The sequence below is a fragment of the Ancylobacter oerskovii genome, from assembly GCF_018390555.1.
Classification (GTDB): Bacteria; Pseudomonadota; Alphaproteobacteria; order Rhizobiales; family Xanthobacteraceae; genus Ancylobacter; species Ancylobacter oerskovii.
On record NZ_JAHBGB010000031.1, the window covers coordinates 51,989 to 66,919 of the forward strand.

A 14,931-nucleotide genomic window follows, 5' to 3' on the forward strand; every position below is an offset into this window, starting at 1 on the left:
CAAGGCGCTGGATCGCGGCAGCTCGCCTTTTGTCATATATCTTTTCGTATATTTTATCATGTACGGAGTCAAGACGACTATATCGCGGCGATAAATCCGGGTCCGGGTCAGGACTTATGGGGAAGGACGACAACCTCCTGCCCAGCGGGAGGCCCGGCCCGTGCTCGCCCGCAGGCAAGCAGCCCCCGCTCCCTTGCGAGCTGAGGGGCTGTGCTTTGCGCCGGAACGTCCGACGCCCTTCAGGGCCGGAAACTAGCGGTGGTTGAGGAGCCCGCGGATGGCCGTCTCCGCCTCCCGAGGCGCGATCCCCTCGGATGGCCGGTAGAGGATCTCGTCGAGACGAGCGGTTTCCCGTCCGGTCACCGCAAGGCCGAGCTCGCGACGACGGCGCAGATAGCGATCCGCCGCGCGGCGGATCGCGGGAAGATCGCCGGTCCGAGCCAGACGCTTCAGTCTCCGCCGCGCCGGATCGAACGGCGACAGCCGCCGCAGGGTCCGAAGCACCCCGGCCCGCCGTCGCGAGGCCCCTGCCAGGACAGCGACGAGACCGGCACCGATGCCGGCCGCGAAAACCAGCAGTCCGGCGGCAAGATCAGCGACCGGCAGGCGGTCGACGCCGCTGCGATTGTCGCCAAAGCTCGCATAGCCGAAGGGGATGGCGGCGATCTCGGCGGTCCGCATCTGCCGGGTGACGGTGTCGAACCACGGTATGGAGACCGCCGGCAACACGCCCGGCTCGCCGGTCTTGGGGCGCAGATGCCATTCCCAGGTGACGGTGGAAACGGGTCCCTCGGGCGTGAGCCGCGTCTCGCGCCGTTCCGGTGCGACAAAGCTGATCAGCCAGGGCTCGCGCAGGATCGGTCGCGGCGGCAACAGATGCGGCAGCGTTCCCGCCGCCTTGAGAACGACGCGCCGCACCAGGCTTTCACCGTCGCGCAGCGCGCCCGGCGCGGCGGATAGCGTGTCCTCGATCGTCAGGCTGCGCGCGGAAAGGGGTCGGCCCTCGGCCGGAAAGGGCGCCACCGGCAGCGTGACCGCCGGCGCCGTCACGTCGAAGGGCTCGCGGAGATTGTCGACGCCGACCAAGGTGAGATGGTGCACCACCGGCCCGATGGTCAGCACGCCCGCACGCCGTGGAAACACCGCGAGGCGACGCTCGAACACCCGGACCGTACGCCCGCCGATCTGCTCGTCCCGCCACTGGTCCCGCGCGAGCTGCATCCAGTCATAGTCGTCCGAATTCGGGAAAGTCAGCGTCTCCAGCGCGATCAGGCGGGTATATTCGCCCCTCAGCGTCACCGGGATCATCTCGCCGACGACCGGTTTCGCCTCGGGCACGACGAGACGCAGGCTGTCCGCGTGGGCGCCCCCGGCGCACAGGAGAAACACCAGCAGAAGGATCCGCCTCACCATCTGCTTCCCTCCTCCGGCCGGATGATCCCCAGGCCGGCCCGGCGTTCATATTCCTTCTGCAGCCGCAGGCGGAGGAACTCGCCGGGATCGTCGGCAAGCGTGGCGAGCCAGCTATCCGAGGCGACCAGGCCGCCGGCCTCGATCGGCTTCTTCCAGGCGGGATCCGGCGTGCTGGCCGGCATCCGGCCGCTCACCTCCTCCGTGGTGCCGAGGCCCCCGCCACCCGGCAGCCGTCCCGGCACGAGACTTTCGCCCGTGGTCTTGGTGGCCATGGCATCGACGAGGTCGCGCAGCCGGCGCGCCTCGGCATCCGCCGGATTGGCAAACAGCACCGCGTCGAAATAGGCGACCGACAGGTTATGCCGCCCGGTGGCGGCGAGCGTCAGGCCGCGATTGAAAGTCTGGCTGCGCCCGGCTTCGGCGAAGGCGGCATCGGCGGCCGCATAGGCGCCGGCACGATACAAAGCGAGCCCGCGCGCAGCGGGATCGTCGAGCAAGCCTGCGGCTCCGGGCAGGTCGGACCAGAGCGCGAGGCGTCCCCAGGCCGCCGGGCCGGCAAGGGCGATGCAGGCGAGGCCGGCGACCGCGAGCAGCGCCGCGCGTTTCATGCCCGCCTCCGAAACAGCCCGAGCAGGGGAATGGCGGCCAAGCCGGCGACGAGGGGCCCGATGTCGTGGAAGCCGAGCGCGACCAGCGCCGGGTCCCGTTCCAGCGCGCCCCGCTGCGCGAGCCGCCGCAGCACCGGTTCGGGCGAACGGGCCGGCGCGAGCGTGCCCCCGAGCGTCTCCAGCGCCCCCGCCTCCGCTTGCCCGCCGGCAACGCCCGTCAGGGCGAGGATGGACAGGCGGATATCCGCGCCGGCGAGCCGTTCGGCTTCCGCGCGGGTGGCGTCGTCTATGCCTCCCCCATCCGAGATCAGCACCAGATCGGCGCTGCGGCCCGTCTCGAGCATCTGCCGCGCCAGCGCCAGGCCGGCGGCGGGGCGGCTGCCGCCGCCGGGCATGGTCTTGGGGCCGAGCACCGCGATCTGGCTCTCCAGCGTCGCCGGATCCGCCGTGGGAGCGGCGATCTCGTAAGCCTCCCCCGAATAGAGGAGAAGCCCCACCGGCCGCCCATTCGCCGCCGCGAGCACGGCGGCGGCGGCCGCCTGCGCATCCGCGAGGGCTGCGCCCTCCGCGACCGATGGCGACATGTCGATGGCGATCAGGATCGCGCCGGTCCCCGCGAGCAGCGGCGCATCGGAGCGGGGAACCGCCGGGCCGCAGAGACCGAGGCTGATCAGTGCCGCCGCGACCAGCGGGGCGGAGCCCAGGCGGCCGGAGGCGCCGCGCAGATGGCCGAGCGCCCGCATCGCCGCCAGCATGGCCGGCGGCATCGTCCGTTCCCAGCCGCCGGCGGCCGGGCCGCGCCACCAGCGCCACAGGGCGATCGCACCGAGGAGCGGCAGGGCCGCCAGCCACCAGGGCCGCAACAGGACGAGATCGATCATCCCCGCCTCCGCAGGCCCAGCACGGCGACCAGCGCCAGGGCCGTCGCCCCCGGCCAGACCCATAACGGGCGCCAATATTGCAGCGGCGGACGCTTCATCGGGTTGGGCTCGAGCGCGTCGAGGCCGGCGGCCATCGCCTCCAGATCCTCCATATTGCGGACCCGGAAGCTGGTACCGCCGCCGGCTGCGGCCATGTCGCGCAGGGTGGCGGCGTCCACCGCGTCGCGCGCCTCCGGCTGGCTTTCCAGATCATCCGGGCCCAGCGCGATGGTGTGCACCCGGATGCCATGGCTGGCGGCAAGCCGCGCGGCGTCGCTCGCCTGCACCTTTCCCGTCGTGTCGACCCCGTCCGAGAGAAGCACGATGACCTTGCCGGTCGCGTCGCTCTGCAGGAGCCGCCGCGTGGCGAGGCCCAGCCCTTCGGAGATCGCGGTGGAACGGCCGGAAATCCCGATCTGCGCGACCTCGATCGCACGGGCCACGGAGGCGACGTCGAAGGTGGGGGACTGCGCCACATAGGCGCGGTCGCCGAAGATCACCAGCCCGATCCGGTCGCCGCGCCGCGCCGCGACGAAGCGGGCGGCCACGCGCTTGACCGCCTCCACCCGCGACAGCGGCCGGCCGTCGAGAACGAAGTCCTCCTTCACCATGCTGCCGGAAAGATCCAGCGCCAGCACGATCTCGCGCCCGGACGCGGTGACGATGTCCTGCCGCGCGGCAAGCTGCGGCCCGGCGAGCGCCACCACCAGCGCCACCCAGGCCGCGACCATCAGCGCGGTGCCCAGCGGGTCCTCACGGCTCTCGGCCGCGGCGGCGGCGGAGAAGATTCCCGGCGCGACGGACAGGGACACCGCCGCAGAGGGGCGCCCGGCGAGAAGGCGCCGCACCAGCAGCGGCAACGGCAGCAGCAGGAACGCCAGGGGAAAGGCGAAGCTCATCGGCGTGCGCGCCTCGCGGCGAGCGCGACCTTCTCGATCGCCGCGGCATCGAGCGGTGCCGCGGCGCCATAGGCGGTGGCCCGCAACGCCTCGGGCAGGTAGCCGAGAATATGGGCGATGGCGAGAGACCGTTCCTGCGGCGGCAGCCCGCGGGTAGCACGGATGCGGGCACGCCGGGAGGGCTTGCGCTCGAGGAACGGCATCGCCAGTCCCGACAGCAAGGCGACCAGCAGCAGTCCGGCCCCGAAGAGCAGCAGGAAGTCGGCGGCGTGCGCCTGCATCAGATCGGGCGGCAGGCGCCCCGCCGGCAGGGCGGCGATCAGCTCAGCCTGCGTCATCGGCCAGCATCTCCAGACCAACATTCAACACCCGCAGCCGCTGCGACAGCAGGGCGGGATCGAGAGGGCGTAGCCGCGCGAACCGGCTGAGCGGCCCGGCATGGATCGGCAGCGCCCGCGAGGGAGGCGCGCGGTCGACCGGATCCAGCGCCAGCGCCACCCGTACCCGGCGACGGCGCGCCAGCCGTGCCAGCGCCGGCTCGTCCACCGCCTCGATGCCGTCCGGCCCGGTCGCGACGAGCACCTCGCCGCCCGGCGGCGCCAGCCGGGTGGCGCGGATCAGCGCCTCCGCGAGGGTGGGCGCCTCGCCCTGCACCGCCTGGGCCCTGTCGTGCAGGGCCTGGTCGCGCAGGGCCTGGTCGTGCCGGCCGGCCAGCATCTGGCTGATCCGGCTCATCTGCATCGCCCCCGCACCGGACGGGACCAGCGCGAGGCCGGTGGCGTCGACGCTGATCGCCGCCAGCGATGCGCCCCGGGCCGCCGCCTGCCAGCCCCGCTTCGCCAGCAGGCGGGCCGCGTGGACCGAGCGCAGCGCCGTCCCGGTTCCCCAGAGCATGGAGGGCCGGAAATCGGCGATCAGCAGCAGCGTATCGTCGCGGTCCTCGTGGAAGCTGCGTATGTGCGGCGCACCGGTGCGGGCAGTGGCGGCCGGGTCGATCCGGCGCGCATCGTCACCTTCCGCGAAGGCGCGGATCTCCCGCAGGTCCATGCCGGCGCCCGCCGGGCGGGCCGGCAGGGCACCGGGCCGGCGCGTGGCAGGACGATGCCGGCTTCTGGCCGGAATATCCTCCCGCAGCGCCAGGAGTTCCGCCGCCCGCAGGCGGATTCCCGGCCCGTCGAGCGCCGGCCTCACCATGGCTCCACCGCACGCAGGATGTCGGCGACCAGCGAGCGGCCGGTGCGTCCCTCGCCGATGGCCGCCCAGCTCGGGATCAGCCGATGCGCGAGCGCGTCCGGGGCGAGCGCCGTCACGTCCTCGGGCAGCGCATAGTCGCGCCCCTTCAGCCAGGCCCGCGCCTGCGCCGCCGCCGCCAGCGCGAGCGTACCGCGCGGCGAGACGGCATGCTCGACCCATTCGGCCACGGCGCCGCCCGGCCGGGAGGCCATCACCAGCCGGACGATGAAATCCTTCAGCGCCGGAGCCAGATGCACCTGCGCGACCTGCGCCCTCGCCTCCTTCAGCGTGGCGGCGGATAGCGGCACCGGCACAAAGGCGGGCGGGGCCACGCGCTCGGCGGCGACCAGGTCGAGAATGGCCCGCTCCTGCTCCGCCGGCGGCAGCCCCAGCGACAGATGCAGCAGGAAGCGATCCATCTGCGCCTCGGGCAGCGGAAAGGTGCCCTCGTGCTCGATGGGGTTCTGGGTGGCGACCACCATGAAGGGATCGGGCAGCGCGCGGCTCACGCCGGCAGTGGTCACCTGCCCCTCGGCCATCGCCTCCAGCAGGGCCGACTGCACCTTGGGCGGCGCCCGGTTGATCTCGTCCACCAGCACCAGCGCGTGGAAGAGCGGACCGGGCACGAAATCGAAGCCGCCGGTCTCGGGACGGAACACCTGCGTGCCGGTGAGATCGGAGGGCAGCAGGTCGGGCGTGCACTGGATGCGGGCGTGGCTGCCCGGCAGATAGCTGGCGAGGCGCTTGACGGCGCGGGTCTTGGCGATGCCCGGTGGCCCCTCGATCAGCACATGCCCACCGGCGAGGAGCGCGATCAGCAGCCGCTCGACCATCTCCTCATGGCCGATCAGCCCGGCGGCGACCTCGACGCCGAGCCGCGCGATCGGATGGCTCATGTCGTTCATGCGGCAAGCCTCCCTTGTATGGGCGCAGGATGCGCCTGTGCGGAGAGGAGGGCCAAGAGAGCTATTCCCGGTCCGGCCGGGAAGATCACCCGGGTCAGCGCGGCAGCTGGGCCGTGGCGAGCATGCCGCCCTCGACGGGGTTGAGCGAGAAGCTGCCGCCGAGGGCATCGACCCTCTCGCGGATGCCGAGCAGGCCGTAACCGTCGTCGATCGGCCCCTCGTGCCGGGGCGAGCCGTCGTCCCGCGCTGTCAGAGTGATGGCGTCGGCGACCTCGATCTTCAGCGCGACGGTCCTCGGCGCCCCGTGCCGGATGGCATTGGTCACGCATTCCTGGGCGATGCGGTAGAGGCTGAGCGCCAGTTCGTCCGGCACCGCGTCGATGTCGCCGGCGAAGTCGAGGCCGAACCGGACCGCCGGCACGCGGTTGCGCCAATCGGCGACCAGCCGCTCCAGCGCGGGACGGAGCCCGAGATCGTCGAGGTCCGGCGGCCGCAGCCGGGAGAGCTCGGCGCGCAGCCCGTCCATCATCTGGCCGGAGATCTCGGCGATGCGCGCGCCGTCATGCGCCGTGGATTCGCCGGATTGGGAAATGGCGGCGGCCAGGGCGCGCGTCGCCGTCAGGCATTGCCCGAACTCGTCGTGCAGCTCGCGCGCCAGCGCCCGCCGCTCGCTCTCCTGCACGGTGAACAGGCGGCGGGTGAGCTCGGTACGCAGCGCCTGCGCCTCCTGCAGGGTCGCGGCGGTGTCGTTCAGCGCCGTGCTCAGGCGATCGAACTCGGCGACGCGCAGCCGCGGCAGGCGCGTGCCGAATTCGCCGCGCTGCAAGCGCTCGATTCCGCGCAGCAGGGTGCGGAACGGTGCCATGAGACGCGCCATCAGCAAGCCGGTCAGAAGGGCGCCGCCGATCGCCATGCCCACCGCGATCCGCATCAGGTCCCCGGTGCGGGCCCAGGCGCGGGTGATGATCACGCCGGGATCGGCGATGGCGGTCACATAGGCATCGGAAACATACCGCGTGCGCACCGGCACGGCGACCGGCTCCGGCACCAGGCCGACATGCTGAGCCAGCCACACGAACCAGGCCGGCGGGGCGGCCGCCGCCAGATAGGGGCCGCATCGCCGCTGCACCGGCTGGTCCCGGGGTCCCAGCTCGACGCAGATTCCCGGCGCGATCAGGCTCCAGGCGGGAAATTGCTGCCAGTCCCGGAACACCGGCGTCGGGGCCACGCCGCCGAAGGCCAGGCCCTCGAAGCTCGGCCGCGCGGCGATGGCGTCGGAAACCAGCGTGGCGGTGGTGTGTGCATCCCGGCGGGCGGCATCGGCGGTGTCCCACAGCACCCAGCCAGCCGCGACCAGCACGGTGAGGAGCCCGGCCGCCAGCACCCGCAGCACCAGTTGGGGCAACAGCCCGCGCATCACAGTGCCTGTACGAGGCCGGCGCGCTGCGCCTTGAGCACGAGGTCGGCGTCGCCGGAAGCGCCCAGCTTGGCCCGGATCTGCGACAGGTTGTTCTGCACCGTCTTCGAGGACAGGCCGAGCCGCTGGGCGATGGAGCGCCCGTTCATGCCGCGCACCAGCAGCAGCAGGATGTCGCGCTCGCGCGGGGTCAGCCCGGCGAAGTCGTCATCCTCGATGGCGGTGCGGGCGAATTGCTGGGCCATGTCGGCGGAAAGCACGCGCCGGCCGGCCACCACCGTGGTGATGGCCCGGACCAGTTCGTCCGGCGGGCTGCTCTTGGAGACGAAGCCCCGCGCCCCCGCGGCCATCGCCTTCTGCGCGAAGATCGCCCCCTGGTGCATCGACACGACGATGATGCGGGCGTCGGGGACCTGCGCGAGGATCGCCTCCACCGCGGAAAAGCCCCCGCCTCCGGGCATCGACAGGTCCATCAGCACGATGTCGGGGCGGTGCCGGGCGAAGGAGGCCAGCGCTTCCTCGCCATCGCCGGCTTCCGCCACGACCGAAAGGCCGGGCTGACGGCCCAGCAGCCGCCGATAGCCCTCGCGCACGATCGGATGGTCGTCGACCAGGAGGATGCGGATCGGATCCATGGCGGCAGGATATCGCGCGACGGCGTCGGCACAAATGGCGACATGGCCGCACCCGGCATCACCTCCTCCCGGCGGCCCGGCGGTGCCTCCCCGGGCCCAGCACCCGCCTCGACGGGAGGCCGGCGGATGCGGGCTTCGCGGTGCTCCGCCAGCCCACCGGACGGCGTTCGGAAAGCTGGCTAGCGCGCGCCGATCCGCTCCGCATCCGGCAACTTCCAACTGCCGTCGAAGAGCGGCTTTTGCGGGCCGTAGAGGCGAAACAGCAATTCGAACTTGCCGTTCGGATGTGTCGGCACCCAGTTCGCCTCCCTCCCCTTCGGCGCCTTGGGACCGAAGAAGACGTCGACCGAGCCGTCCGGGTTGGTGCCGAGGCCGGCAGTGATCGAGGCGATGCTGGCGCGGGGCATGTCCTTGATCAGCGCGTGCGTCGCGCGGTCATAGGCCGTGACCGACCAATATTGCCTCACCGGCACGTTTGCCGGCACGGTCAGGCGATAGGTCTCCGATCCCTCGAAAGGATCGCCGTCGCTATCCTTGCTCGTCATCAGATAGAACTGGGCGGTGCCGATCCGCTTGATGCCGGTGAAGCCCAGCGTATAGGTCACGCCGCGGGCATCGACGGGGTAGGCGTCGATATCGGCATAGCCGTCCTGCACCGCCTCGATCACCTCGGTCTGTGCGGCGGGAAACCAGTGGATGCCGGGATTCATCACCGGGAAGCCCTTGTCGTACTGCTCCGACAGCCAGGCCTGCGCTTCCTTCCCTGCCTGGTTCAGCACCGCCTGCGCCGCCGGGCTGGGATTGTAGGCCTGTCCCTTCTCGATCCCCAGCGAACGCAACTGGTCGATCATGACCCGGTCGCGCGGCAGCCATGGCTCGGTCTGCACGACACGGTCGAGATTGCGGAAGAAACTGGCGTCATACTTGATGGTGGCGTCGAACAGGGTGTCGGACGCGTCCACGAAAAGGGTCGGGGGCGGATTGCCCGCAGCGGCAAGGGGATAGACCTTGATCTGCTTGCCATAGGCGACCGATTTGGCGATCTCGGCCTCGCCGTGGCCCGCAAGGTTCGAGCGCAGCAGCGCGAAACCCGTGAACGTATCCGAGGGCAGGACGATATAACCTTCCGGCGGCGTGCCTTCATAGCCCGGCGGCAGGATCAGATATTTGCCACCTTTTCCCTGGTCGGCTCCCTCCGGGCCCGCGTCTTCCAGCGGCATCTGCCAGGCATCGACGATATTGCCGGCGATCGAGCCCCCCTCCGCCGGCGGCACCTCGATCACGATGGGGCCGCCCCTCACGTCCCAGAAGCTCATGAAGTAGATCGAATCGGGGTTGGGCGTCAGCGTCTGGTTCTTCCAGTCGGCCGGCTTCGACCAGAAGACGACGTCGTTCGGCTTCGCCGTCGTCCGGGCCAGCATTTCCTGGCGCATGAGATCGGCATTCACCGCCGGCATGCCCCAGATCATCGCCTCGATGCCGCGCCTGTGCACCAGGCGTCGCGTCGCGGGATCCATTCCCTGCGCCTGCGCCGGCAGCGACAGGAGGGAACCGACGATAATGAGCGATATGATCGCGAGATTTCTCATGTCGTCCTGCTCTCCGGTCGCCACGCCCACACCCGGCTGGTGCGGGCCTCGGCTCTTCCCGAGCTAATCTGTGATGACGGGACCGCATGGCAAGGGGCGACCGGCGATCGACGCGTCGGCCATCGGCGAATCCTTCATAGGCGATGTGTGGTCGCGACGCCGCAATTCATGATCGAGCGAGCATAAGCGCCGCCCACTCATCTTAATTATAATCGATAAAAACTATGATCGTTGAACCAGATCGTTCGCACAGGTAACGTGCGCGCCGTCTTCCGCTCGATCTTCCACGCCACCCGCCAGAGCTATGGCCACAGAATTTCTTGGAATATCGGATCTGTATCTCAATGAACGCGAGAAACTCATCTCTCGCGTTCGTCGGCTGCTGCAAAATCACACGACGGCGGAAGATATAGTCCAGCAAGCCTTCGTCAATCTTCTGGGACGGGAGACGGGCGAGACGCCGAGCCCGGCCTATGTGACGCAGGCCGCGCGCAATCTCGCCCTCAATCACCTGCGCGACGCGCGACGGCGGGCCCAGGTCGTCGTCGCCGGGGAAGACCTGGAGCGTATCGCCGACCCCGCCCCCTCGCCCGAGATGGCGACCCTCCATCGCGGCGAGCTGCGGCGCCTGCTGGTCGCTCTCGCGGCGCTGCCGCCCCGGCGCCGGGAGGCCTTCGTGCTGAGCCGCATCGAAGGGCTCACCCATGACGAGGTCGCCGCGCGGATGGGCGTATCGCGCAACACGGCGATCACCCACATCGTTGCCGCCATGGCCGAACTCGACCGGCGCCTGTAGATTGTCCCCATCGCGCGATTGCGCGAACCGATGCCGTCCTTCCCCGGCGTGCCCCTCCCCGATGTACCCCGCGACGCCGATGAGCGACCGTTCGACCGACCCCGTCACCATGGAAGCGCTGGATTGGTTCGTCCGCATGCGGGACGACAAGGTCGGCGCCCAGGAACGGCGTGCCTTCGCCACCTGGCTGGCTGCCGATCCGGCGCACCCCGCCGCCTTCGAACGGGCGCAGTCGCTCTGGGACCGCTTCGACATCGTCGAGCCGGAATATCGCCGGCTGCGCCGGGCGGGACGCCTCGGGCGCCGGGACGTGCTGCTCGGCGGGCTGGCGACGCTCGTCGCGGCGCCGGTGGCCTATGTCGCGCTCAATCGCGACCGGCTGTTCGCCACCTACCGCACCGGCACGGCGGAACGGCGCAGCTTCATGCTGGGCGACGGCAGCCGGGTCGAGCTCGGCAGTTCCTCGGCCTTGGCGGTGGATTTCTCCGCCGATCGGCGGCGCGTGGTGCTCGTCGAGGGAGAAGGCTTCTTCCAGGTGGCCCCGGATGCCGCACGCCCCTTCGTCGTGGAGGCGGAAAACGGAAGCACCCGCGCGCTCGGCACCGCCTTCGACGTGAAGCTCCTCGACGATTCCGTCGCCGTCACGGTCGTCGAGCATGCCGTTTCGGTGACGGTGGGAGACGCCCTGCCGGTGACGCTGGAGGCCGGCTGGCAGGTGAGCTACGGCCCCGCCGGCCTCGCCCGGCCGGTCGAGGTCGACACCGCGGTGGTGCAGGCGTGGCGGCAGGACCGCATCGTGTTCGAGGATGTGCCGCTCGACACCGTGCTGCGCGAGCTCGAGCGCTACCGGCACGGACGCATCGTGCTGATGGACCGGAGCGTCGGCGCCATGCCGGTGACGGCGGTGTTCGAGACCACCAATGTCGACGCCGCCCTCGCCACCATCGCGGCGACCCTGCCGGTGAGGGTGATCGATGGCGGCCTCATCGCCGTCGTCTATGGCCGCTGAGCCGCGAGAAAATTTTTGCCCGCCGCTCATCGGATCGCCCGCCTCGGGTGTCTGACCCTGTGAAGGACGTGCGACGCGCCCTTCGCGGACGGGCGAGAACAGGGGCACGGTCGATGCGGCGAGGCGACATGAGGAGAACGGCAGACGGTTCGGCGGGCGTCGTGCGGGCCGGACGGCGGGCAAGGTCCGCGCTGCTGGTGTCGCTGATGATGAGCAGCGCGCTGATCGCCGTTCCGCTGACGGTGACGCCGGCTCGCGCCCAGGGAGCGGCAGTCGCCGCGCGGACGAATTTCGACATTCCCGCCCAGCCGCTGTCGCGGGCGCTGATCGCCTTCTCGCACGCCGCCGGCCTGCAGCTTTTCTTCGATGCCGGCCTGGTGCGCGGCAAGAACTCGCCGGGCGTCCGCGGCTCCCTCACCCATGCCGAGGCGCTGAACCAGCTGCTGGCCGGCTCGGGGCTCGCCTACCGCATCAGCGGCAACACGCTCACCATCACCGCCCCGGCGGCCGCGACCGGGTCCTCGCCGGACGGCGCCATCGAGCTCGGCACCATCCAGGTGGAAGGCCAGCAGAACCCGTTCGGCCCGGTGGACGGCTATCTCGCCACCACCACCTCCTCCGCCACCGGCGTCGCCACGCCGATCCTCGAGACGCCGCAGTCGATCAGCGTGGTGACGGCCGACCAGATCAAGGACCAGAACGCCACCTCGCTGACCGACACGCTGCTCTACACACCCGGCGTCGTCGCCCAGTCCGGCGCCTTCTCCCGCATGGTCGACGACCTGATGCTGCGCGGCTTCAACATCGCCGACGGCGCGAGCGGCATGCTGCGCGACGGCATGCAGTTCCAGTCCAACGTCTATGGCGGCGGCCAGGAACCCTACGGGCTGGAGCGCGTCGAGGTGCTGCGCGGCCCGGCCTCGATCCTCTACGGCCAGATGACCCCGGGCGGCGTGGTCAACGCCATTTCCAAGCGCCCCACCGAGGAGACCCTGCGCGAGGTCAATCTCGAATACGGCACCTATGACACCACGCAGGTCTCGGCGGATTTCGGCGGCAAGCTCAACGAGGACGGCACGCTGACCTACCGCCTCACCGGCCTTTATCGCGACGGCGAGAACTGGGTCGAGGACACGCCGGACGACAAGGTCTACATCGCGCCGGCCCTCACCTGGAAGCCGGACGAGGACACCTCGCTGACGCTGCTGGCGAGCTACCAGCACGTCAACACCCGCTTCGCCACCCCGCTGCAATATGACGATGTCAGCACCGGCAACATCCCCCGCAACGCCTTTCTCGGCATAGAGGGGTTCGATACCTACCAGGGCGACGTCTACACCACGGCGGCGCTGTTCGAGCACCGCTTCGACAACGGCATCGTCTTCCGCAGCAACAACCGCTACTACGCCGCCGACGTGAACTGGGACTACATGATCGGCAACCTCGCGCCGCTGGCCGCGACCGGCGGTCTGCTGGCACGCCTCGCCCAGGCCCGCGACGACAGCTCCTACGGCGTGACCTCGGCGAATTCGCTGGAGTTCACTTTCGACGCGCTCGGCGCCGGGCACACCGTGCTCGCCGGCTTCGACTATTATCTGCGCTCCTACGACACCCACCGCTACCGCGCCAGCTCCTACAGCCTGCTCGACCTCGATACCGGGGTCTCCATCGGCGGACCGAACGTCAACTATGCGATAGATCGCGGTTCCGACACGCTGGCCAGCCAGTACGGCGTCTTCATCCAGGACCAGATCAAGTTCGGCGATCACTGGGTGCTGCTGGTCGGCGGCCGCAACGACTGGGCGGACAGCAGCACCACCAGCTACCAGACCGGCGTCGAGACCACCCAGGACGACAGCGCCTTCACCGGCCGCGCCGGCCTCGTCTATCTCTTCGACAGCGGCCTCGCGCCCTATGTCAGCGTCAGCCAGTCCTTCCAGCCGCAGGCCGGGCTCAACTACGCCACCGGCGATGCGCTCGAACCCAGCAAGGGCCTGCAATACGAGGCGGGGGTGCGCTACCAGCCGGCCGGGCAGAACCTGCTGCTCAGCGCCGCCGTCTACGACATCAAGCAGACCAATGTCGTGACCTATGACGCGCTGGGCTATTCCTACCAGCAGGGCGAGGTGCATTCGCGCGGCTTCGAGTTCGAGGCCCGCGGCGAGGTCGGCCGGCTGGAGCTGATCGCCGCCTACAGCTACACCGACGCCACCGTCACCGAGAGCGCCGATCCCACCGAGATCGGCCAGCAGGTGGCGCTGGTGCCGCGCAACGCCGCCTCCTTCTGGGCCAATTACGCGCTCGACGATCTCGGCCTGCGCGGGGTGAAGATCGGCGCCGGCGTACGCTATATCGGCACCACCTACCTCACCGACAGCGACTTCGACGTGCCGGCCTATACGCTGGTCGACGCCATGGCGAGCGTCGATCTCGGCGCCTACAACCCGAAGCTCGCCGGCACCACGCTGAAGGTGAACGCCAACAACCTCTTCGACAAGCAGTACTACACCTGCGTCTCCACGGATGGCTGCCGCTATGGCGAGCCGGCGACGGTGATCGCCACGCTCACCTATAAATGGTGAGGCGGATGCCGGTGGCGGACGGTGCCATTGGCCGGCGCGCGCTGCTCGCCGCGGCGCTCGCCTCGCCGCTGCTGCTTGCCGGCGCGCCGGCGCGAGCGGGCGCCGCGCCGCGGTTCGTCAGCATGGATCTGCTGATCACCGAGCTCATGCTCACGCTCGGCGTCGTGCCGCTGGCCACGCCGAATGTCGCGCTCTACCGGCGGCTCGTCGCCGATCCGGTGCTGCCGGCGGAGGTGAAGGACCTCGGCCCGCTCGCCGAACCCAACCTCGAATATCTGCGGACCCTCGCCCCCGACCGCATCGTCGTCGCCGACTGGCAGGCGGCGGGGCTGGAGAACCTCGCCCGCATCGCGCCGCTGGCGCCGGTCCCGGTGCTGGCCGGCGGAAAGCCCGCCGTCGCGCATGGCGAGGAACTGCTGCGCGTCGTGGCGGCGCTGGTGGCGGCGCCGTCGCGCGCCGATGCCGCCATCGAGGCGTGCGAGGCGGCGCTGGCGACGGGGCGCAGCGCCCTCGGCGGCTATCCGCGCCCGGTCTATGTCTGCCGGTTCAATCGCGACGGCCGCAACCTCGCCCTGTTCGGCGGCAACGGCATGATCGGCGACACGCTGGCCCGCCTCGGCCTCGCCAATGCCTATGCCGGCCGCGTCAACGCCTTTGGTGTGACCAACGCCCCGCTCATGCGGCTTGCCGAGCGCCCGGAGGCGGTGATCGTGCATTTCGACCGCGGCCCGGAAACCGACGCCGCGCTCGCCCGGCTGGCGCAGAGCCCGGTGTGGCAGGCGCTGCCGGCGGTTCGGGCGGGCCGCGTGGTGCGTACCCCGGTGGTCTACCCCAATGGCGGCCCGCGCTCGGCCACCCGGCTCGCACTTGCGCTCACATCCAGCCTCGCGCCCCTCGACCATGGCTGACGGCGCGATGGCGGGAA

General features: G+C 70.6%; 14 protein-coding genes. 4 read left to right on the top strand and 10 right to left on the bottom strand.

Annotated features, from left to right (window positions below; translation table 11 throughout):
* Nucleotides 1-252: 252 nt before the first annotated feature.
* The 10 genes from KHC19_RS13525 to KHC19_RS13570 all read right to left on the bottom strand — a co-directional run bounded on the left by KHC19_RS13525 (nucleotide 253) and on the right by KHC19_RS13570 (nucleotide 9,619).
* Nucleotides 253-1,413, bottom strand: coding sequence for a BatD family protein (locus tag KHC19_RS13525; RefSeq protein WP_213352899.1), 1,161 nt, complete (start codon nucleotides 1,411-1,413; stop codon nucleotides 253-255).
* Nucleotides 1,407-2,021 (bottom strand): hypothetical protein, encoded by a 615-nt coding sequence (locus tag KHC19_RS13530; RefSeq protein ID WP_213352900.1) that lies wholly within the window; start codon nucleotides 2,019-2,021, stop codon nucleotides 1,407-1,409. The genes KHC19_RS13525 and KHC19_RS13530 overlap by 7 nt, the downstream gene beginning before the upstream one ends.
* On the bottom strand, nucleotides 2,018-2,902 hold the full coding sequence (locus KHC19_RS13535; protein ID WP_213352901.1) for a VWA domain-containing protein: 885 nt from the start codon (nucleotides 2,900-2,902) through the stop codon (nucleotides 2,018-2,020). The genes KHC19_RS13530 and KHC19_RS13535 overlap by 4 nt, the downstream gene beginning before the upstream one ends.
* Nucleotides 2,899-3,840 carry a VWA domain-containing protein gene (locus KHC19_RS13540; RefSeq protein WP_213352902.1) on the bottom strand — a complete coding sequence of 314 codons (942 nt, stop codon included), beginning with the start codon at nucleotides 3,838-3,840 and terminating at the stop codon, nucleotides 2,899-2,901. The genes KHC19_RS13535 and KHC19_RS13540 overlap by 4 nt, the downstream gene beginning before the upstream one ends.
* Entirely contained in the window at nucleotides 3,837-4,178 is a 342-nt protein-coding gene (locus KHC19_RS13545) for a hypothetical protein (protein WP_213352903.1), read from the bottom strand. Before KHC19_RS13545 ends, KHC19_RS13540 begins: the two co-directional genes overlap by 4 nt.
* Nucleotides 4,165-5,034 carry a DUF58 domain-containing protein gene (locus tag KHC19_RS13550; RefSeq protein ID WP_213352904.1) on the bottom strand — a complete coding sequence of 290 codons (870 nt, stop codon included), beginning with the start codon at nucleotides 5,032-5,034 and terminating at the stop codon, nucleotides 4,165-4,167. Before KHC19_RS13550 ends, KHC19_RS13545 begins: the two co-directional genes overlap by 14 nt.
* The gene (locus KHC19_RS13555; RefSeq protein ID WP_213352905.1) at nucleotides 5,028-5,978 is read right to left on the bottom strand and encodes an AAA family ATPase; all 951 of its coding nucleotides are present in this window, start codon (nucleotides 5,976-5,978) and stop codon (nucleotides 5,028-5,030) included. Before KHC19_RS13555 ends, KHC19_RS13550 begins: the two co-directional genes overlap by 7 nt.
* A gap of 94 nt (nucleotides 5,979-6,072) precedes the next feature.
* The gene (locus KHC19_RS13560; RefSeq protein WP_213352906.1) at nucleotides 6,073-7,395 is read right to left on the bottom strand and encodes a histidine kinase; all 1,323 of its coding nucleotides are present in this window, start codon (nucleotides 7,393-7,395) and stop codon (nucleotides 6,073-6,075) included.
* Nucleotides 7,395-8,030: a response regulator gene (locus KHC19_RS13565; protein ID WP_213352907.1), complete on the bottom strand. Its 636-nt coding sequence runs from the start codon at nucleotides 8,028-8,030 to the stop codon at nucleotides 7,395-7,397. The genes KHC19_RS13560 and KHC19_RS13565 overlap by 1 nt, the downstream gene beginning before the upstream one ends.
* Before the next feature lie 179 nt (nucleotides 8,031-8,209).
* Entirely contained in the window at nucleotides 8,210-9,619 is a 1,410-nt protein-coding gene (locus KHC19_RS13570) for a DUF1254 domain-containing protein (protein WP_213352908.1), read from the bottom strand.
* Between the two features lie 304 nt (nucleotides 9,620-9,923).
* Between KHC19_RS13570 and KHC19_RS13575 the strand changes: the two genes are divergently transcribed.
* The 4 genes from KHC19_RS13575 (at nucleotide 9,924) to KHC19_RS13590 (ending at nucleotide 14,914) form a co-directional block, all read left to right on the top strand.
* Entirely contained in the window at nucleotides 9,924-10,415 is a 492-nt protein-coding gene (locus KHC19_RS13575; RefSeq protein WP_213352909.1) for an RNA polymerase sigma factor, read from the top strand.
* A gap of 79 nt (nucleotides 10,416-10,494) precedes the next feature.
* Complete coding sequence (locus tag KHC19_RS13580; RefSeq protein ID WP_213352910.1) at nucleotides 10,495-11,424, top strand: FecR family protein; 930 nt, start codon at nucleotides 10,495-10,497, stop codon at nucleotides 11,422-11,424.
* A gap of 128 nt (nucleotides 11,425-11,552) precedes the next feature.
* Nucleotides 11,553-14,006: a TonB-dependent siderophore receptor gene (locus KHC19_RS13585; protein ID WP_213352911.1), complete on the top strand. Its 2,454-nt coding sequence runs from the start codon at nucleotides 11,553-11,555 to the stop codon at nucleotides 14,004-14,006.
* Nucleotides 14,007-14,011: 5 nt separating this feature from the next.
* Complete coding sequence (locus tag KHC19_RS13590; protein WP_213352912.1) at nucleotides 14,012-14,914, top strand: ABC transporter substrate-binding protein; 903 nt, start codon at nucleotides 14,012-14,014, stop codon at nucleotides 14,912-14,914.
* The last annotated feature ends 17 nt before the right edge of the window (nucleotides 14,915-14,931 follow it).